Annotated in this window: 19 protein-coding genes; 7 read left to right on the top strand and 12 right to left on the bottom strand. The window is 71.2% G+C overall.

Annotation, left to right across the window (positions count from 1 at the left end; translation table 11 throughout):
* The first annotated feature begins 400 nt into the window (after nt 1-400).
* On the top strand, nt 401-1,387 hold the full coding sequence (locus QNO09_RS33710; protein WP_283974027.1) for an SDR family oxidoreductase: 987 nt from the start codon (nt 401-403) through the stop codon (nt 1,385-1,387).
* Between the two features lie 367 nt (nt 1,388-1,754).
* On the opposite strand, the gene QNO09_RS33715 is transcribed toward QNO09_RS33710, so the two are convergent.
* Nucleotides 1,755-3,023 carry a cytochrome P450 gene (locus QNO09_RS33715; protein WP_283974028.1) on the bottom strand — a complete coding sequence of 423 codons (1,269 nt, stop codon included), beginning with the start codon at nt 3,021-3,023 and terminating at the stop codon, nt 1,755-1,757.
* Nucleotides 3,024-3,115: 92 nt separating this feature from the next.
* On the opposite strand from QNO09_RS33715, the gene QNO09_RS33720 reads away from it, so the two are divergent.
* Nucleotides 3,116-3,523 carry a hypothetical protein gene (locus QNO09_RS33720; RefSeq protein WP_283974029.1) on the top strand — a complete coding sequence of 136 codons (408 nt, stop codon included), beginning with the start codon at nt 3,116-3,118 and terminating at the stop codon, nt 3,521-3,523.
* A 49-nt stretch (nt 3,524-3,572) separates the two neighbouring features.
* Here QNO09_RS33720 and QNO09_RS33725 read toward each other — a convergent pair whose 3' ends face one another.
* Nucleotides 3,573-3,761, bottom strand: a complete 189-nt coding sequence (locus tag QNO09_RS33725; RefSeq protein ID WP_283974030.1) for a hypothetical protein — start codon at nt 3,759-3,761, stop codon at nt 3,573-3,575.
* A 168-nt stretch (nt 3,762-3,929) separates the two neighbouring features.
* On the opposite strand from QNO09_RS33725, the gene QNO09_RS33730 reads away from it, so the two are divergent.
* The 5 genes from QNO09_RS33730 to QNO09_RS33750 all read left to right on the top strand — a co-directional run bounded on the left by QNO09_RS33730 (nt 3,930) and on the right by QNO09_RS33750 (nt 9,538).
* Entirely contained in the window at nt 3,930-5,105 is a 1,176-nt protein-coding gene (locus QNO09_RS33730) for a spore photoproduct lyase family protein (RefSeq protein ID WP_283974031.1), read from the top strand.
* A gap of 162 nt (nt 5,106-5,267) precedes the next feature.
* Entirely contained in the window at nt 5,268-6,482 is a 1,215-nt protein-coding gene (locus tag QNO09_RS33735; RefSeq protein ID WP_283974032.1) for a serine hydrolase domain-containing protein, read from the top strand.
* A 321-nt stretch (nt 6,483-6,803) separates the two neighbouring features.
* Nucleotides 6,804-7,253, top strand: coding sequence for a hypothetical protein (locus QNO09_RS33740; RefSeq protein ID WP_283974033.1), 450 nt, complete (start codon nt 6,804-6,806; stop codon nt 7,251-7,253).
* Between the two features lie 63 nt (nt 7,254-7,316).
* A complete protein-coding gene (locus QNO09_RS33745; RefSeq protein WP_283974034.1) occupies nt 7,317-8,408 on the top strand; it encodes a right-handed parallel beta-helix repeat-containing protein in 1,092 nt (363 codons plus the stop codon).
* A gap of 101 nt (nt 8,409-8,509) precedes the next feature.
* On the top strand, nt 8,510-9,538 hold the full coding sequence (locus QNO09_RS33750; protein ID WP_283974035.1) for a methyltransferase: 1,029 nt from the start codon (nt 8,510-8,512) through the stop codon (nt 9,536-9,538).
* A 112-nt stretch (nt 9,539-9,650) separates the two neighbouring features.
* Here QNO09_RS33750 and QNO09_RS33755 read toward each other — a convergent pair whose 3' ends face one another.
* The 10 genes from QNO09_RS33755 to QNO09_RS33800 form a co-directional block, all read right to left on the bottom strand.
* Nucleotides 9,651-9,983 (bottom strand): TcmI family type II polyketide cyclase, encoded by a 333-nt coding sequence (locus QNO09_RS33755; protein ID WP_283974036.1) that lies wholly within the window; start codon nt 9,981-9,983, stop codon nt 9,651-9,653.
* A gap of 20 nt (nt 9,984-10,003) precedes the next feature.
* Nucleotides 10,004-10,483, bottom strand: a complete 480-nt coding sequence (locus tag QNO09_RS33760) for an SRPBCC family protein (protein WP_283974037.1) — start codon at nt 10,481-10,483, stop codon at nt 10,004-10,006.
* A gap of 1 nt (nt 10,484) precedes the next feature.
* Entirely contained in the window at nt 10,485-10,739 is a 255-nt protein-coding gene (locus QNO09_RS33765) for an acyl carrier protein (RefSeq protein WP_283974038.1), read from the bottom strand.
* A 32-nt stretch (nt 10,740-10,771) separates the two neighbouring features.
* Complete coding sequence (locus tag QNO09_RS33770) at nt 10,772-12,025, bottom strand: ketosynthase chain-length factor (protein ID WP_283974039.1); 1,254 nt, start codon at nt 12,023-12,025, stop codon at nt 10,772-10,774.
* The gene (locus QNO09_RS33775) at nt 12,022-13,290 is read right to left on the bottom strand and encodes a beta-ketoacyl-[acyl-carrier-protein] synthase family protein (protein ID WP_283974040.1); all 1,269 of its coding nucleotides are present in this window, start codon (nt 13,288-13,290) and stop codon (nt 12,022-12,024) included. Before QNO09_RS33775 ends, QNO09_RS33770 begins: the two co-directional genes overlap by 4 nt.
* Nucleotides 13,287-13,730 carry a cupin domain-containing protein gene (locus QNO09_RS33780; RefSeq protein ID WP_283974041.1) on the bottom strand — a complete coding sequence of 148 codons (444 nt, stop codon included), beginning with the start codon at nt 13,728-13,730 and terminating at the stop codon, nt 13,287-13,289. The genes QNO09_RS33775 and QNO09_RS33780 overlap by 4 nt, the downstream gene beginning before the upstream one ends.
* Nucleotides 13,731-13,799: 69 nt before the next feature.
* On the bottom strand, nt 13,800-14,957 hold the full coding sequence (locus tag QNO09_RS33785; protein WP_283974042.1) for a SchA/CurD-like domain-containing protein: 1,158 nt from the start codon (nt 14,955-14,957) through the stop codon (nt 13,800-13,802).
* Nucleotides 14,958-15,343: 386 nt separating this feature from the next.
* Nucleotides 15,344-17,002 (bottom strand): FAD-dependent oxidoreductase, encoded by a 1,659-nt coding sequence (locus QNO09_RS33790; protein ID WP_283974043.1) that lies wholly within the window; start codon nt 17,000-17,002, stop codon nt 15,344-15,346.
* Nucleotides 17,003-17,361: 359 nt separating this feature from the next.
* Entirely contained in the window at nt 17,362-17,532 is a 171-nt protein-coding gene (locus QNO09_RS33795; protein WP_102911389.1) for a DUF5670 family protein, read from the bottom strand.
* Between the two features lie 375 nt (nt 17,533-17,907).
* A complete protein-coding gene (locus tag QNO09_RS33800; RefSeq protein ID WP_283974044.1) occupies nt 17,908-18,252 on the bottom strand; it encodes a hypothetical protein in 345 nt (114 codons plus the stop codon).
* Nucleotides 18,253-18,271: the final 19 nt, after the last annotated feature.

Consider the following 18,271-nt stretch of genomic DNA (forward strand, 5'->3'; position numbering starts at 1 on the left):
ATCGGTGCCCGCACTGTACGGACACCGTGTCGCCGCGATGATGACCCCGCCCGGAAAAAGACCGGAAAACAAATGCGCTTCCAGCGACCCGAAGGCCGGTCAGGAGCATGTGAAATTCGGGAACCACAACTGCAACTGAGAACGACAGTAGCACGCTGAAACGGCCCGGGCACATGTAGAGATCTCTGCCGGATCAACACCGCAATAAAGCTGCCTGCCCGGTTCGCCAAATTCTGACCCGGCGGACACAGATATCGAAGCGCCACCCTGGCTCGCCGGCACAGGCTCCCCGGTCTCCCGGAAACGGCGACAGAGGCGGTGACTCCGCTCTGCCGGGTACTCGGTCCGCCGCGAAGGCGGGCACGAGCGCCCTGCTCGGGCAGACGTGAGGAGGTTCGGGATGCGCTTGCGAGACCACGTGGTGGTGGTGACCGGGGCGTCCAGCGGGATCGGACGGGCCGCGGCGGTGGCTTTCGCGCGCAAGGGCTGCGCCGTGGTGCTGGCCGCGCGACGCGAGGAGGCGCTGAAGGCCACGGCCCAGGAGTGCGCGAAGCATCGCGGGGCGCGGACCCTCGTCGTGCCGACCGACACGACGGACTTCAAGGCGGTCGAGGGCCTGGCGCGGCGTGCGGTGGAGGAGTTCGGCCGGATCGACGTCTGGGTGAACAACGCGGCCGTCAACGCTTTCGGCCGTTTCGAGGACGTGCCGCTGGAGGACTTCCGCAAGGTCCTGGACGTCAACGTCATGGGCTACGTCCACGGGGCCCGAGCGGCTCTGCCGGTGATGCGCGAGCAGGGCACCGGCACGTTGATCAACATATCCAGCATCGTGGGTGCCGTGGCGCAGCCGTACAGCCACCCGTACGGCATGTCCAAGCATGCCGTACGCGGACTCGGCTCAAGCCTTCGACAGCAGCTGCGGGTGGAGGGAGTGAAGGGCATTCACGTCTGCACGATACTGCCCGCCACCATCGACACCCCGCACTTCGGGCAGGCGGCCAACTACACCGGGCGCAAGGTGGTGGCCATGCCGCCCGTCTACACCCCCGAGCGAGTCGCCCGGGCTGTGGTGCGTCTCGTCCGCCGACCACATCGCGAAGTGGTGGTCGGGCCCGCCGGCCGGGCGCTGGTGCGCCAGTCGCGGATGGCGCCGGGACTCGCGGAACGGGCCATGGCGCGACAGACGGACCAGACCCATCTGTCCCACGACGAGGAGGCCCCGGCCACGCACGGCACACTGCACGTCCCGGCCCCGGGGGAAGGGGCGGCGCACGGAGGCTGGGGCGGCCGACGGCGTACCGCGATCCGCAGGACCGCCGTCGCGGCCACACTGGCGGGAGCGGCCGTGGCCGCCGGGCGGCGGATGGGGCGCCCGGTCGGCGCTTGACGGGTACGACCCGGGCGGCACGGCGGAGCAAGAGCGGGCGGGAGTCTGAAGGGAGTCGCGCGGGCGCGGGCAGCGCCACGCGAGCCACATCCTCAGGCACGCGCAGGTCCAGACCCCGAGCCACACGGGCGCGGACACCGCGGGCAGCGCCACTCGAGCCACATGCTCAGGCACGCGCAGGTCGAGACCCGAGCCGGAGGGCCGGTGGACCCCGCCGTACCCGCGCGGTGCGGCCTGCGACCGTGCGTCTGCCCCGCCTCAGCCGCCGCCTCACGCGCGACGCGGATGCCCCCGGCCCGGGCTGTGGGAGCCGGTCCGGTCGGCCTGGGGTCCCGCCCCGGCCGACCGGGCCGGGGCGGGTTCGTCCTCACGATGCCGTCCGCGCAGACCCGTGCGCGGGCACCGGCAGCCGGACGGCGTCCATGACGAAGCCGCTGCGGACGCGGGTCGGCATGCGGTTGAGCGGGATGCGCAGGTCCTGTTCGGGCACGTCGTACTCCAGGCGGGCCAGGCGTGGCCCGAGGGCTCGCAGCAGCGCGATCGTGACGTCCTCGCCGGGACAGCGGTGACCGGTGTCGCGGTCACCGCCTCCCTGCGGGATCAGTTCGTCGCCCTCGGGCGGCCTCGCCAGGTAGCGCTGCGGTTCGAAGGCGTACGGATCCTTCCAGAGGGCGGGGTCGTGGTTCTGCCCGTAGAGGTCGAGCAGAATCAGCGTGCCGGACGGGATCGGTTCGCCCTGCCACTCGAGGTCGGTGACGGCCCGGCCGCCCAGGAAGGGCGCGAAGGGGTAGAAGCGCCGCAGCTCGTGGGCGAAGGCCACGGCGTAGGCGGGGTCGTCGCCGAGCAGGCGTTCCCGCAGGTCCGGCCTGCGGCGCAGCGCGTGACCGGCATAGGTGACGAACCAGCACACGGCGACGGTCGGGCGGATGACGTTGAGCAGTTCGACCGCGGCCGTGTGCGGGTCGAGGAGCCCGCCGTCGGCGTCCCGGTGCCGGACGATCCCCTCCAGTACCGACCCGGCCGGCGCCGCGACGGCGCCCGCCCGTACGTCCTCGACCAGACGTCCCAGCCAGGCCTCGCAGCGGGCACGGGCCCGGCGGGCCCGCCAGTGGCGCGGCCCGGGTGTGGCGAAACCGTCGACCATGGCGACCAGATCCCGGGCCAGTGGGCCGGGGTCCTCGACGACGAGTCCGGCCCACTGGCACACGCCCTTGGTGAGGATGCGGCTCGTCTCGTCGAACAGCACGACCCGGCGGCCGGGCCACGACTCCACCGCCTCGTCCCACTCCGCTGCGACGCGGTCCACCAGACCGGCGACCGCCTCCGCCCCGGTGAGGAGGGACAGGAACATCTCCTTGCGCACGCGGTGGTCCCGCCCGTCCAGGGTGTGCACGGCTCCGTGCCCGAACAGCGAGCTCAGCACCGGCCCGGGCAGCGCTGCCCGCCGCTCCACATTCCGCTCGTCGTAGAAGAATCGCACCGCCTCGGGGCCGTGCAGGGCGACGGCCTGCCGTCCCATGAGTCGGGTGCGCACGAGTGGGGCGTCGGTGCGGCGCCTCCGGTCGGGCAGCCATGCGTATCCCTTGGCCAGGAGAGCGAGCGAGCTGTCAGCGATCGGTGGACGACTCTGATTCATGGCGCGGCGAGTGCCCGCCGGCACCGGCCGGAAACGCGGCCACCACCGTGGTGCGGCGTGCGTCATGGCCACGGCCTTCCCCCTGGGCGCGGGTGATCGACAAGGGCCTGACGATCCGGGGCGCCCGGCAGCACGGGCAGCGATACATCCCGATGCTGCTGGACCGATTGGCGGCCGGTGAACTGAGCACCTCCCATCTGGCGACCCACACGGTGTCCCTGGAGGAGGCGCCGCGGGCCTACGAGATGTTCAAGGAGAAGGGCGACGGCTGCGTCCGCGCGGTCATCCGGCCGGGCGGCTGGCCCGGGGCGGAGCTCGCGCGGAGCGTAACGATGGACGCGTCGGCCGCGGGCTCCCCTCCCTGCGGTGGGCGCTCCGGCCGTCGCAGCGGGCAGCACCCACGCCGAAGGGCCGCCAGGACACACCTGGCGGCCCTTCGGTCGGTGAGGTCGCAGCACAACTGGCGGCCCTTCTCAGCGAGGCCTCAGCACAACGGCTGAGGACGCCAGCCGGGCTCAGCGCCGATCCGACCGGCTTCACGCCGTGTCATCAGGGGTGCTCCGGCCGCTGGTCCGGCGGCACGCCTCCGCCTTCGCCACCGCCCTTGTCACCCTTGTCCTGGCCATGGGCCCGGCCGCCTTCGGTCCGGTCCTGCCCGGCCTTGATGTCGGCGCTGTCCTGCGGTGTCGCGCCGCCCTTGCCGCTGCGTCGCTGTTCCGGCTGCTGTGGATTCGACATCTGCGGTCACCCCGCTCTCGTCATGGGTCCGTCGCAGCGACGGGTTCCCTCGGGGGCGGAACCCACGCGCCCCGCTGTTCCCGGCGCTCAGCCACGCCCCCTCGTACAGTTGAGTGACGGGAATCGAATCCCTTCATCCTTCGCCCCGATTCCTACGGAAGAGCACTCATGCACCACCCGTCCGGCAGCCCGGACGACGACTCCGGCTCACTGTTCGGGCTCGACGCCCTCGCCCCTGGACCCGCGGTGACCGACCAGCGGCCGTCCTTCCGCGGCTCCCCCACGGCCCGCCGACTGCTGCCCGTGCGTGAGATCTACGCCGAGCCCGCCGCTGCCGCGTCCCCGCGGGGGCGGCAGGTGCGGGCCCGCTTCCCCGACGCACGGGTGACGATGGTGGAGTCCCACTGGCGCGTCCCCGGCCTGCACGGCAACGAGGGGAACATCGAACGCTGGGTGCGCATCAAGGGGGAGACGCTGGTCCTGGGTGAGAAGAAGACCCTCACCACACGCCCCAACGGCCGGTCGGCGGACTGGATCGCCCCCGGCACGTCCAACGGCTGCGCCATGGCCTGCGCCTACTGCTATGTGCCCCGGCGCAAGGGGTATGCCAACCCGATCACCGTCTTCACCAACGTCGACCGGATCATCGCCCAGCTCGCCCGGCACGTGGCACGGCAGGGTCGCAAGCCCGAGCCGAACCAGTGCGACGCGAAGGCGTGGGTGTATGACATCGGGGAGAACGGCGACTGCTCGGTGGACGCGCTGATCTGCGACAACACCGCGGATCTGGTGCACGCGTTCCGGCAGTGGCCCACGGCCAAGGCGTCCTTCGCCACCAAGTTCGTCAATCCCGACCTGCTGGCCCTGGACCCGCGGGGCCGCACCCGCATCCGCTTCTCGCTCATGCCGCCGGACGACGCCCGGCTGCTCGATGTGCGCACCTCGCCCGTCGCGGAGCGTATCGGCGCCGCGGCGGACTTCCTGGACGCGGGGTACGAGGTCCACTTCAACCTCTCCCCCGTGGTCGTCCGCCCCGGCTGGCAGGAGGCATGGGCCGAGTTGCTCGTCCACCTCGACGACGTCCTGCCCCAGCGGGTGAAGCGGCAAGCCGCCGCCGAGGTGATCATGCTCACCCACAACCGGGAGCTGCACGAGGTCAACCTCGGCTGGCATCCCCGCGCCGAGGAGGTCCTGTGGCGGCCGGAACTCCAGCAGGCCAAGCGCTCCGAGAACGGTGCCCTGAACCTCCGCTACCGCAACACGGTCAAGGGTGAGGCGGTGCAGGCCCTGCGCACCCTGATCGAACGCCATGCGCCGTGGCTGCGGGTGCGTTACGCCTTCTGAGCGCCGGGAGGGACCCCGGCATCGGCGAGTGCTCCGGGGGTGGGCCGGACCTGCCCTTGAGAGCGGCCGCGCGGCCGGACAGAGCAAGCTCGCCGAGCGCGTGAGCGTGGTCCCCGCCGATGCTGAGGGAGTTCCTGGCCCTCCGACCCTTCCGGGACCCTCATGCCCCTCCCCCGCCCGGGCGCCCGTACCCGTACCGGTGCCCGCCCTCGTCCTCGCCTCCTGCGGCTGTCCCTCGTGGCCCTGCTCGGCGCCTCCTGCCTCGGCGGGCTGCTCCTCGCCCCGTCCGCGGGCGCCGTTGCCGGCCGCTCCGGCGGCACCGGTGAAGACGCCCTGCAACGGCAGCTCGAAGAGCTGGTCGCCACTCCCGCAGGACCACCCGGGGTGATCGTCGTACTGCACCGGGGCGGCGCCCCGCGTGTTCTGCGCGCCGGTGTCGCCGACCTGGAGACCGGCCGCCCGATCGAACCCACCGACCACATGCGGATCGCCAGTACGGCGAAGGCGTTCAGCGGCGCCGTGGCACTGCGTCTGGTGCAGGAGGGCGCGCTCGGCCTCGACAGCACCATCGGCCGTACGCTGCCCGGGCTGCCGCGCGCCTGGCGCTCGGTCACTCTGCGGCAGTTGCTGAACCACACCAGCGGGCTGCCCGACTACAGCGAGGACCCCGAGTTCCTGGCACTGCTGCAGGAAGACCCGCGCCGCACCTTCGACCCCCGCCGACTGCTGGACTTCGTCGCGGACGAACCGCTGCGCTTCCGCCCCGGGGCGCGGTACAGGTACTCCAACTCCGACAACATCGCCGTCGCGCTGATGGCGGAGGCCGCGACCCGGTGGCCGTACGAGGAACTCCTGCGCCGGATCGTCTACCGGCCGCTCGGCCTGCGCGACACGAGCCTCCCCCTGGGCTACGAGATGCCGGAACCGTACATGCACGGTTACGCCGTCGAGCCGCCGGAGGACGTCAGCGAGGCGCTCAGCGCATCCGGCGTGTGGGCCTCGGGCGGCATCGTCTCCACTCCGCGGGACATGACGCGCTTCATCCGCGGTTACGCCGCCGGACGGCTCACGTCGCAGGCCGTGCTGCGCGAGCAGCGCCGCTGGATCGAGGGCGCTTCCGAACCGGCCGGTCCCGGCCGCAACAGGGCGGGGCTCGGCATCTTCCGCTACGACACCCGCTGCGGGACCGTACTCGGCCACACCGGCAACTTCCCGGGCTACACCCAGCTGATCGCCGCGACCCCCGACGGCCGCAACTCCCTCACCTTCTCGCTGACCACACAGGTGAACAGGGCAGTCGACCCCGCCCTCCTGGAACGGCTCCGCGCGGTCGAGGAGAACGCGGTGTGCACTCTGCTCGGCGGACACCGCCGCTGAGCGGACGCCGGGCCCGGCGACGCGCGGCCCAGGGTGCTCCACGTGGGCGTCACGGCGGGCCGGCGTCCACGGTGCCTGCCGCGGCGTGTTGCGGACCGGGCCCTCCGCGCCGCCGCGCGGGGGCCCGGGAGTGCGCCGCCTCCCGTATCCCTCGCGTCGGCAGGCACTCGAACGGGACGTCGTCCCGAACCCTCACCCACCGTTCGAGGCCACCCCGTACGCCGGATGCACCCACGGGGCGACCGGTGTCCGGGGGCGCGGATGCGGCATCGCCCGAATGCGGGTGATGCGGGCGGCAGCCGGCAGGGCATTCAGTCCTACATGAGTGATCACCACGAGGGACCCGACGCAGCCCACCGCCGCCCGCCCGGCACGACCGACACCACCGTGCGAGCCCTGGGCGCCCTGTCCAAGGCCCTGGAGACGACCGAACGCGCGCGAGGCCACCTCTACGCCTTCCACCAACTGACCGGCGGGGCCGACTTCGAGCTGGACCGCGCGGTGGACCTTCTGCGCGAGGCCGGACACCCCGAATGGGCGGAACGGGTCCGGCACGACATCCTGGGCCGCAACGTCATTCCGGGGCACTGGACCTTCCAGATCATCGAGGCCTACAACGACACGTACTACGAGCCGTTCAAAGCCGCGGAAAGGAAGGCCCGCCAGGAACTGGCCGACGGGAAGGACCACCTGTACGAGGCCGAGCTGAAGGAAGAGCGGCGCACCGGTGGACACCCCGACCACACGGACCGGCCCGGTACGTCCTCGTAGGGCCACGCCACCGGATGGCCCATATCACTGGTTCACGCCCTTCACGGACATACCCTGCGCGGTATGAACAAATGCCATATCGCATACCTGTCGTGCGCGGCCGCGCTCCTCGGGACAGGCCTCGGCGCCGTTCCGTCGACCGCCGCCCACACGCTCCATCTGGTGAGACCCGGGGAATCGATCCAGAAGGCGGTGGACGCCGCCCGGCCGGGAGACACCGTGCTGCTGGCGTACGGCACCCACCGCGGAAGCGTCACCGTGGCCACGCCCGGAATCACCCTGCGCGGCATGGGCCACGGCACGGTGCTCCGGCCCGGGGCGGGCACGAGCGCCGCCCGCGGCGGATCGGGCACCGGGAAGGCCGCCGACAACTGCGCCGCGGCCGGGAACGGCATCTGCGTCACGGGCACGAAGGACCACACCGTCGACGGTGTCACCATCGCCTCCCTGACGGTGACCGGCTTCCCCAAGACCGGGGTGCACGCCCATGCGGCCGACGAGCTGACCGTGCGCAACGTCGCCGCGGTCGGCAACGGGGTGTGGGGCATCGCCTCGGAGCGCTCGGCCCGTGGTGTGTTCCGCGGCAACATCGCCCGGGACAACGGCGACGCCGGCCTCTTCCTCGCCAACACGGTGACGGAGGAGGAGGGAGCCGCGGAGACCGGGGGCACGGTGGTGGAGCGCAACCGGCTGGAGGGCAACCGGATCGGTGTCACCGTCCGCCGGCTGCGCAACCTGACCGTCGCGGGCAACCACCTCACCGGCAACTGCGCGGGTCTCTTCGTCGTCGGCGACGAGAACAAGCCCAAGGCCGGCCTCGTGACCGTGCGCGAGAACCGCATCGAGCGCAACAACAAGTCCTGCCCGAAGACCGCCCGGCTGGACGCCCTGCAGGGCTCGGGCATCGTCCTGACCGGCACCGACGACAACCTGATCACCCGCAACGAGATCCGGGACAACATCGGCACGTCCCCGCTGTCGGGCGGCATCGTCGTGTTCAAGAGCTTTGTCGGCACGCCCAGCGAGCGGAACCGGATCAGCGACAACCTGCTGCAGGGCAACTCCCCGGCGGACCTGGTCAACACCGACCTCGGCAAGGACAACACGTTCCACGGCAACTCCTGCCTGTCGTCCAAGCCCGCCGGCCTGTGCTGAGCGCCCACCGTCGAGCTGCGCGAACCTGAGGGTTGCCACGACCGCGCGGACACCCTCGTGCTTCACATGACCCACGTGGAATGCAAGTAGAAAGGCGGCACATGACGACCACTCAGCCCGCTCCTCCGCCGTCCATGCGGCTGCGGGAGCTCGCGTTCGGGGCGGCATGTGCCGCCGCCCTCCGCGCGGCCGCCCGGCTGGGCGTCGCCGACGCCCTCGGTGACAGCCCCATGGCCGTGGAGGACATCGCGGCCACGGTGAAGACCGAACCCGGCCCGTTGCGACGCGTCCTGCGGGCCTTGTCCTGTTACGGCGTCTTCGCCGAACGCCCGGACGGGACGTTCGCGCACACCGACGTCTCCCGGCTGCTGCGCGAGGACGACCCCAACAGCCTGCGCGCCATCGCACTGTGGTGCACCGAGCCGTGGACCTGGGACGTCTGGCCGAAGCTGGACGAGGCGGTGCGCACCGGCCGCAACGTGGTGGAGGATCTGTACGGCAAGGAGTTCTTCCCCTACTTGAACGAGGACGCCCCGGAGTCGGCCGACGTCTTCAACCGCGCCATGACGACCTCCAGCGTGCAGTCGGCTCGCGACGTCGCGGAGTTCCTCGACCTCACGGGATGCGCGTCGGTCGCCGACATCGGCGGCGGCCAGGGTCACGTGGTGGCCAGCCTGCTCGACAAGTACCCGGGCATGCGCGGGACGCTGCTCGACCTCCCCCGCGTGGTGGAGCACGCCGTGCCGAGACTGCGTGCGGGCGGCGACCTCGCGGACCGTGCCGACGTGGTGCCCGGCGACGTCCGGACGGCCGTCCCGGTGAAGGCCGACGTCTACGTCATCAAGAACATCCTGGAGTGGGACGACGAGAGCACGGCCCGCACCCTGCGCAACGTCCGCGAGGCCGGCGGCCCCGGGACGCGGGTGGTGGTCATCGAGAACCTCGTCGACGACTCGCCGTCGATGCGGTTCAGCACCGCGATGGACCTGCTGCTGCTCCTCAACGTCGGTGGGGCGAAGCACACCACCCAGAGCATGGTGGACCGGCTCACCGAGGCGGGCCTGGTCATCGACGACATCAGCCCGGTCAACCCCTACCTGCACGCGTTCGACTGCCACATCCCCGGCTGATTCGACCGCGCCCCGTGGGACCCGGTGATCCCGGGGCTCCCGCTGCGGGCAGACCGACGGCCGCCGGGTCCGCGACGCTGCGGACCCGGCGGCCGTCGAGTGCCGGCGGTGGTCAGCCGGCCGGCTCGCGCTCCCAGAGGTAGAAGCGCTGCGCCATGGCGTCCTTCGGGGAACGCCAGGTGTCGGGGTCGTAGGCGCTGACGTATGCGGACAGCCGCTCGCTGACGTCCCGGAACTCGGGATGCCCGGTGATCCCGGCGATGGCGGGTCCGGGCTCGCGCTCGGACTCGATCAGGTGCATGTACACATCGCCGAACTGGAAGAGGCTGCGCCGGGTCACGCCGACCAGGTGCGGCAGCTCCCCGCGATCGGACTCCTCGAACACCTTGGCGATGTCGGGAGCCGATCCCGGCGCCATCCGGGCGACGATCAGAGCTTGGTGCATGGGTCTGTTCTCCGTCCGGCTCAGTCGGTCAGACCGGGGCTGGCACCGCGCTCGGCGGCGATCTTCTCGATACGGTCGCGGATCAGGCCCATCTGCACCTTCGAGTTCCGGTTGATGTTGTCCGTCATCCACGCGTCGTCGACCGGCGCGTCCGGCTTCATCGCGAAGTCCTGCGTCCAGACCATGCGCGTGCCGGCCGGTACCTCCTCGTACCGCCAGTGGATGTCCATGTGGGCGAAGGGACCCGTCTCGACCCGGCGGGCCTTGACGGTGAGTGTCTCGCGGTCCGGCTCACGCTCGGAGACCCAGCTCCACACGGTGCCGTTCTCGTCCGGGTGCATCGTCAGCCGGAAGGTCGTCCTGCGGCCCTCCCGGGAGAGGATCTCGACGGAGGCGTACTCGCTGAACAACTGCGGCCAGTTCTCCAGGTCGTTGGTCACGTCCCAGACCAGGTCCACGGGTGCCGCGATGGTGATCTCGTTCTGCGTGTGTCCGGCCATCTCATGCTCCTGCCATCAGGGCACTGTTGACGAGGTCGAGGAACTGCCGGGGCGTCTTGGAGCGTTCGGCGTCGGTGGGCATCGGCGTGCCGTACCGGTTCTCCAGCTCGCCCACGATGCCCAGCAGGCCCAATGAGTCGACGCCCATGGACTCGAAGTCCGCCCCGTCGCGCCGGAGTTCCTCCGGCGTGACCGGGGCACCGGCGCACTTCTTCATGAGTTCGGCCAGCTCTTCCACAGTGATGCGGTCCGTCATGCCATTCCCTTCCTCTGTTGTTCCGTGGCTCCTCAGGACGAGGCGCCGGTGACGCCGTGCCGCAGCACGAGCGCCGAGTTCGACCCCATGAGTCCGCGGCTCAGCACCAGCGCCGTGCGTACCTCGGCGGTCCGGGCGCGGCCGGTCACGAGGTCGAGGTCGTGGCAGATGTCGAAGACGTTGGGGGTGGGCGGGATCAGGCCGTGCTCCATCGACAGCACCGCCGCCGCGGTGTCCATCAGCGGCGCCGCGCAGTAACCCCGGCCGATCCCGGTCTTCGGCGCCGTGACGGGCACCCGGGTGCCGTGGGCGCCGAGAGCATCGGCGATGGCCAGGGCCTCGGCGCGGTCCGCCTCCGGCACGCCGAGGGCATCGGCGAAGACCACGTCGATCTCCTCGGGGGCACAGTCGGCCTCCGCGAGAGCTCCCCGGACGGCCTGGGCGAGTCCTTCCCTGGACTCCTCCCAGCGGGAGGCGCCCGTGAACGTCGCCGCGTGCCCGGCCAGGTGGGCCCGCACCCGCACGCCCCGTTCCCGGGCCATGCCCTCCGCCTCCACCACGACCATGGCTCCGCCCTCCGCGGGCACGAACCCGCAGGCCGCGGACGTGAACGGGCGGTAGGCGCGGGCCGGGTCGTCGAGCGTGCTGAGTTCCTCGTAGCCGAGTTGGCAGACGACCGAGTAGGGGGCGATCGGCGCCTCGGTCGCCCCGGCCACGATCACATCGGTGCCGCGCCGCACGGCGCGCGCCGCGTGGGCGAGGGCGTCCAGACCGCCGGCCTCGTCGGCGGCGACGACCGAGCAGGGCCCCTTGAAGCCGCGGCGGATGGAGATCTGGCCCGTGCTCGCGGCGTAGAACCAGGCGATGGACTGGTAGGGCCCGACGAAGCGGCTGCCCTTGCCCCACAGCCGCTGGAGTTCACGCTGCCCGAACTCGCCGCCGCCGGAGCCGGCCGCGGTGACCACGCCCACGGAATACGGGGCGCCGTCGGTCTCGGCCCGGTGGAGCTGGGCATCGTCCAGCGCGAGGTCGGCCGCGCCCATCGCGAAGTGTGTGAACCGGTCGGTCTGAACCAGGAAGCGTTCCTCGATCGCCGCCGACGGATCGAAGTCGCGCACCTGGCCCGCGACCCGCAGCGGCAGCTGCTCACAGCCCTCCCGCGTGACCCGGTCCAGGACGCTGAGGCCTTCCCTGGTGGACTTCCAGAAGGTCTCGGTACTGGCTCCGTTGGGCGCGATCACACCGATTCCCGTGACGACCGCGCGCCCTGGGCGAGGTTCGCTCATCGTGTCTTCTCCCTCGGCCGGTTCATGACCACCGCGGACTGGAAGCCGCCGAATCCGCTGCCCACCGAGAGCACGCTGTCGAGCTTGCGCTCGCGGGCGACGCGTGGGACGTAGTCCAGGTCGCACTCGGGGTCGGGTGTCTGGTAGTTCGCGGTCGGCGGTACCACCTGGTGGGTCAGGGCCAGCACACAGGCGACGAGTTCGATCGCTCCGATGGCGCCCAGGGAGTGGCCCACCATCGACTTGATGGAACTCATCGGCGTCTCGTAGGCGTGCGGGCCCAGCACCCGTTTCACCGCGGCCGTCTCATGGCGGTCGTTCTGCTTGGTGCCCGACCCGTGCGCGTTGACGTAGTCGATCGCGGTGGGGTCGAGCCGTGCGTGGTCGAGGGCGTCCTCGATGGCGCGGGCCATCTCCACGCCCTCGCTGGTGAGGCCGGTCATGTGGTAGGCGTTGCCGAACGTGGCGTAGCCGCCGAGTTCGCAGTACACCTGGGCGCCGCGGGCCCTGGCGTGCTCGAGCTCCTCCAGGACGAGTACGGCGCCGCCCTCTCCCATGACGAATCCGTCGCGGTCGGCGTCGAAGGGACGCGAGGCGTGCGCCGGGTCGTCGTTGTTCGAGGAGGTGGCTTTGATCGCGTCGAAGCAGGCCATGGTGATCGGGGAGATCGGCGAGTCCGAGGCGCCGGCGATACAGACGTCGGCCCGGCCCTCCTCCACGGTGTGGAAGGCGTACCCGACCGCGTCGAGCCCGGACGTGCAGCCCGTGGAGACGGTCTGCACCGGGCCCCGCGCTCCGAACCGCTCCGCCACGGTGGAGGCGAGCGTGCTGGGCGTGAAGGCGCGCTGCAGGTGCGCTCCCGCTTCCCGGTGGTCCACGTCCCAGCGCTGCCCACCGTGGCTGACCAGGACGTAGTCGTTTTCCAGCCGGGTCGTGCCGCCGACCGCGGTGCCCAGGGAGACGCCGACCCGCCACGGGTCCTCGGCGCCGAGGTCGAGACCCGCGTCCCGCACCGCTTCGTCCCCCGCGACCAGGGCGAACTGGATGTAGCGGTCGCACCGTTCCACGTCGCGCACCTCCAGGCCGTGGGCCAGGGGGTCGAAGTCGCACTCGGCGGCGATCCGCGAGCGCAGTCCGGACGGGTCGAAGAACGTGATGGCCCGAGTCGCCGTGCGCCCGGCCGACAGGAGATCCCAGAAGGCCGGCACGCCTATGCCGCCGGGAGCGACGATGCCTATGCCGGTGACCACCACCCGCCTCGTCATGACCGGACCTGACGTCGCTCGGCCGCCTCCGCTCCCACCACCGCGGCCTCGGCTTCCGTCTCCTCGGTGTCGACGTGGCCCAGCGGCGGGTTCGGCGCCAGGGGGCCGAGGTGGAAGACCAGCCGGGCCTCCACCTTGCCGACGTTGCGGAAGCGGTGGCGCATGTTGACGGGAATCAGCAACCCCTGCTCGGGCTGGAGGGGATGCGGCTCCCCGTCCAGGTCCACTTCGAGCTGTCCGCACACCACGTACACGAACTCCTCGGAGTACGGGTGGTAGTGCTCACCGATGCGGTCGCCGGGTTCGATGAGGGCCACGCCCATGAATCCACTGGTGGCGCCCACCGCGGCCGGAGTGAGCATGGCGCGCAGGTCACCGCCTCGCCGGCGGTTGGGCTCGACGTCGCTCAGGCTCACGATGTTGGGACGAGATGTGATCACGGGTTCCTCCGTTGGGGTGCTGCACCGACGCGGGAGAGGCAGGCACCGCCCCTCCCGCTTGATGGCGGGTCAGGCGTCGGGCGACCGGCGGTCGGTGACGAGATCCATGCGCGCCCGTTCGAGGAGGCGGTCGAGGCCGCCGTCCTTCGCCACGGGCGCGTCCATGCCCGCGGCGTCCTCCAGGAGCGTCGTCAGCTCGGCCACCTGCGCCGTGTCGGACAGACCGAGAAGGAGGCCGGGGTCGGCGTCCTGGAGTCGGCCGCGTACGTCGATCAGCCGTACGACGACGTCGTCGCGCTGGAAGATCGTGCTGCGCAGCACCGGGCTGCGCGGGTCGTCCGCCGCCGCCTCGTCACGCCGGGCCAGGAGTTCGGCCAGCCGCATTCCGCGCTCCGGCCGCGCCGGGTAGTACAGGGCGTACCGCTCGGCCCGGGGGTTCTGCTCTCCCGCTGTCACATGGTGGACGGCCGGCAGTGCGGCCCGGGTGAAGAAGACCCTGGCGGACTCGGGGTCGTTGAGGTCCCGGTCCTGCTCGAGATGGGGATTGATGGCCTCCTCGACGGCCCGCACCTCGGGCTGCCGGGCGACGTGACGCAGCGCGGCCAGCAGGTCGCCCCGGACCTCGACGGCCCGCACCACCCGGTTGCCGTGCATGAACAGCGAGGTGCGGCACAGCCGGGTGGTGTCGTCGACCTTCGGCTCGGGCGACTCGTAGTCGGCGAGGATCTTGGCGACGATCTCCTCGCTGCCCGGCTTGACGGTGAAGGTGAGCGCGTGCCGGATCACACCGTCGCCGATCCTGGGGGCGGTCTGGAGCCGGCGGTCCGCCCGGTCGGCGTCCGTCGCGGGGCCGCCGGTCTCGCGGACGACGTGGAAGCGCAACGACCGGGTGTCGCGCACGCAGCTGTGCAGCGGCTCCACCATTCGCACGTGTTCTTCGCTGTTGACCCAGGCGAGGAACGGCGGGGCGCTCTCCCACTCACTGGTGATGAGCCACTGGGAGGGGTTCTCGATCGACTGGCACAGCTGGTCGCTGACGTGACCGGGGACGGACGCGACCTGATTGCACAACTGTTCGTAGGCCTCGAGGAACTCCTGCTGGGCTCCGTCGTTGACGTCGACCAGCAGGACGACTCGGAGCCGGGAACCGTCGAACACGGACTGGGAGACATGGTGCGACGCCTGACGCGCCCGCGAACCTGCCACCTGTTCGGACGTGGTGGTCATCCTGCGCACATCTCCTTCGCGGAGGGGAAAGTGAGCGCTGGTCGCCGTGGTGCGACGTCAGCGTTCCTCGATCCTGTTGCCGTCTCCGCACATCGCGCGACTCGGACGAAGTAGGTGAGTGACGGGGCGGGGACGCCCGGGACGAGAAGTGCCCAGACGGAGCGGGCGATCCGCGCGGTCCTCGGCCTGCCGGTCGCACTCCCCCGCACAGGTGACGAGCACATGTTCGCGTCCCGATGGTTTCGTCATACACCGATCACGGGAAACGGCGCCGCCGGTCTTCTGTCCCGGTCGGGGCGGCCGACATCCCGCCCGTCGGCTCGCCCCGACCGGGACCAGATCGCGCCGCAGCCGGCCCCGGCTGCGCGATCGGATCCCCAGGATGATCAGGCGACTGCCAGCGCGGTCCGCAGCACCTCGTGCAGCGCCGCCTCGGCATCCGCGTCCGGCCCCTGCGACCGCCACACGACGAACCCGTCGGGCCGGACGAGCACGGCGCCCCCGGGACCCGTCCCATGGCGCTCCGCCCAGTCGGCGGCGTCCTCCGGCACCAGGTCGGCCTCAGCTCCGGTGCCCACCCGGTACGACCTGAGCGGAATGGACAGCTTGTCGGCGAGGCGCACGGCGACCTCGTGCCACTCGTTCGGCTCAGTGGCGTCACTGAGCAGCACGAGGGACCGCTCGTAGAGGTCGAGCGTCGAGATCCGTTCGTCCCCTCGGCGTACCCACAGGTGGGGGGCCCGGCTGCCGGGGCCGCCGGTCAGGTCGAGGCGCTCCGGCACCACCGGGACTTCAGGGTCGGCGCCGACGACGGCCCCCTGCGGGTAGCGGTAGCCGAGGGCGACGTTGAGGATGCCCTTCTGAGGGCCACCACCGCCCGCCGCGGGGGGCGCGGCGAATCCGGGGTGGCTGTGCTCGGCGGACCGGACCGCGGCCCGCGCACTGGTGGCCTCGGCGACGGGACGGCGCTCCGCGTCGTAGGTGTCCAGCAGGTCCTCCCCCGCCCAGCCGTCGAGCACCGCGGCCAGCTTCCAGGCCAGGTTGTGGGCGTCCTGGATACCGGTGTTGGAACCGAAGGCGCCGGTGGGGGACATCTCATGAGCCGAGTCACCGGCCAGGAAGACCCGTCCCGACCGATAGCTGCGGGCGACACGCTGAGCGGCGTGCCAGGGGGCCCTGCCGGTGATCTCCACGTCGAGGTCGGGGACCCCGACCGCCCGGCGGATGTGTTCGACGCACCGCTCGTCCGTGAACTCCTCCAAGGCCTGCCCGCGCTCAGGGTGCCAGGGGGCGTGGAAGACCCAGTTCTCGCGGTTGTCCACCGGCAGCAGGGCGCCGTCGGCCTCCGGGTTCGTCAGGTAGCAGACGATGAAGTGACGGTCGCCCACGACATCGGCGAGACGGCGGGAGCGGAACGTGAGGCTGACGTTGTGGAACAGGTCGCCGGGGCCGCTCTGGCCGATACCGAGTTGCTCACGCACGGGGCTGCGCGGGCCGTCCGCGGCGACGAGGTAGTCCGCACGGATGGTGGTGTGCTCACCTGTCTCGCGGCTCTTGACCACGGCGGTCACTCCCGCGGCGTCGCTGTCGAACGACATCAGTTCGGTGGAGAACCGCAGGTCGCCCCCGTGCTCGCGGGCATGGTCGAGCAGGACCGGTTCGAGGTCGTTCTGGCTGCACAGGCACCAGGCGCTCGGGCTGAAGCGGGCCAGCCCACCACCCGGGTCGATGTCCCTGAACAGCCACTCGCCCGCGTCGCCGACCAGGGTGGGCGTCTGCAGGATGCCGTGGTTGACGGCCAGGGTGGCGGCCGCGTCCCGGATCGCCTTCTCGACACCCGCCACCCGGAACAGTTCCATCGTGCGGACGTTGTTGCCACGGCCTCGTGGGTGGATGGAGGTGCCTGCGTGGCGCTCCACCAGCATGTGCGGTACTCCCAGCCGTCCCAGGAACAACGAGGTCGACAGGCCGACCAGGGAGCCGCCCACGATGAGGACCGGGACACTGATGGTGTGGGCGCCCGTCCGTCCGGCTCGTTCGTTCATCACTCTCGCCTCCAGCGCATCGATGCCGCCGACCCAGCCGGATACGGCGGAGATCCTCATCCATGCCCCGGGAAGGTGACGGCGCCTCAGGCTTCACCCGGCTGCGTCGCGCTGCGGGCAACGCCGGACCGGCCCGGACGAACCACCTCACCTGAAGGATCTACGCTCCGACCGACGTGCCCGGCGCCCGTGTCCCGTCGCCGGAGTCCGGCCGTCGAAGCGGCCCCCGGGACACACCGACGCCGTCTGTTCCGTCGCCGTGCACCACGACGGCCGGGCGACTGCCGTGAGGTGGGGCGGGACATGCCTGTGGGCCCCGGGTGATCCCGGGGCCCACAGGCCGGCAGCGGTTCGGTGGGCTACCAGCGATACCAGCGGCCCTTGCGGCCTCCTGTGTCCGCGCTGCGCATCACGAAGCCCAGCAGCCAGACGACCAGCACGATGACGGCGATCCACCACAGTGCCTTCAGCGCGAATCCCGCGCCGAAGAGGACCAGAGCCAGAAGCAGAACGAGAAGCAGGGGAACCATAGTTATCGACCTCCGTCACTCCTCGTGCCCGGCGATGCGAAGAAAACACGACCGATCTCCCTGGTTTCTTCACTCTTTTTCCGGGAATTGGGCCTGATTCCTCACTTGGCTCGATCAGATCTCGTCCGGCGGGAAGTCCCCGTCGCGGAGGACGGCTCTCACCGAACTCGGCGTCGTTCAACGTCGGCACCCCGAAGAAGCCGCTCATGAGTCCGTTCAGGTCCAGCGTCGTGGCACCGGCCGGAGCGGTGGGCTTGGCGCCCTCGCGCAGCCGCACGGTCAGACCCAGCTTCTTGACCGCGGCGCCCTCGGCCAACTCGGCGAGGTCCGCCTCCACTTGGGACGGCTCGCCGTCCTTGAACGTGAAGTCCGCCGTCACCTTGGCGTCGGGAACGTCCTTCGGGTCCTCGGCCGTAGGCAGGCCCATGCCCGGCGGCAGGTCCTTCGCCGGCAGGCGATCTCACCGAGCAGGTCGGTGATCAGCGTACGGAAGGGGGCCGTGGCGACGATGTGCTCGGTGCCGTCGCCGTCGCCGGTCGTCTTGAACTTCCCATCACGGGCGACGACCTCGCGAAGCGCCCTCACGAGCTTCTTCTGCGTTGCAGCATCGAGGGACGGCGCGGGCGCGGGACCGCCTTCGGCCTCCTGGCCCTTGGCGACGGCCTCTTCCATCTTCTTGGTGCTGAACTTCACCCACTTGCCCTCGATGACGTCCTTCAACGCCCCGGCCTCCGGGGGC

The organism is Streptomyces sp. 378, assembly GCF_030124145.1.
Lineage (GTDB): Bacteria > Actinomycetota > Actinomycetes > Streptomycetales > Streptomycetaceae > Streptomyces.

What these genes read in the sequence shown, in the direction of transcription:
- QNO09_RS33755 (WP_283974036.1), bottom strand. Translation starts at nt 9,983, where the DNA reads ATGCACCAAGCTCTGATCGTCGCCCGGATGGCGCCGGGATCGGCTCCC.
- QNO09_RS33775 (WP_283974040.1), bottom strand. Translation starts at nt 13,290, where the DNA reads ATGACGAGGCGGGTGGTGGTCACCGGCATAGGCATCGTCGCTCCCGGC.
- QNO09_RS33765 (WP_283974038.1), bottom strand. Translation starts at nt 10,739, where the DNA reads ATGACGGACCGCATCACTGTGGAAGAGCTGGCCGAACTCATGAAGAAG.
- QNO09_RS33770 (WP_283974039.1), bottom strand. Translation starts at nt 12,025, where the DNA reads ATGAGCGAACCTCGCCCAGGGCGCGCGGTCGTCACGGGAATCGGTGTG.
- QNO09_RS33730 (WP_283974031.1), top strand. Translation starts at nt 3,930, where the DNA reads ATGCACCACCCGTCCGGCAGCCCGGACGACGACTCCGGCTCACTGTTC.
- QNO09_RS33795 (WP_102911389.1), bottom strand. Translation starts at nt 17,532, where the DNA reads ATGGTTCCCCTGCTTCTCGTTCTGCTTCTGGCTCTGGTCCTCTTCGGC.
- QNO09_RS33710 (WP_283974027.1), top strand. Translation starts at nt 401, where the DNA reads ATGCGCTTGCGAGACCACGTGGTGGTGGTGACCGGGGCGTCCAGCGGG.
- QNO09_RS33760 (WP_283974037.1), bottom strand. Translation starts at nt 10,483, where the DNA reads ATGGCCGGACACACGCAGAACGAGATCACCATCGCGGCACCCGTGGAC.
- QNO09_RS33750 (WP_283974035.1), top strand. Translation starts at nt 8,510, where the DNA reads ATGACGACCACTCAGCCCGCTCCTCCGCCGTCCATGCGGCTGCGGGAG.
- QNO09_RS33715 (WP_283974028.1), bottom strand. Translation starts at nt 3,023, where the DNA reads ATGAATCAGAGTCGTCCACCGATCGCTGACAGCTCGCTCGCTCTCCTG.
- QNO09_RS33745 (WP_283974034.1), top strand. Translation starts at nt 7,317, where the DNA reads ATGAACAAATGCCATATCGCATACCTGTCGTGCGCGGCCGCGCTCCTC.
- QNO09_RS33735 (WP_283974032.1), top strand. Translation starts at nt 5,268, where the DNA reads ATGCCCCTCCCCCGCCCGGGCGCCCGTACCCGTACCGGTGCCCGCCCT.
- QNO09_RS33740 (WP_283974033.1), top strand. Translation starts at nt 6,804, where the DNA reads ATGAGTGATCACCACGAGGGACCCGACGCAGCCCACCGCCGCCCGCCC.
- QNO09_RS33785 (WP_283974042.1), bottom strand. Translation starts at nt 14,957, where the DNA reads ATGACCACCACGTCCGAACAGGTGGCAGGTTCGCGGGCGCGTCAGGCG.
- QNO09_RS33725 (WP_283974030.1), bottom strand. Translation starts at nt 3,761, where the DNA reads ATGTCGAATCCACAGCAGCCGGAACAGCGACGCAGCGGCAAGGGCGGC.
- QNO09_RS33790 (WP_283974043.1), bottom strand. Translation starts at nt 17,002, where the DNA reads ATGAACGAACGAGCCGGACGGACGGGCGCCCACACCATCAGTGTCCCG.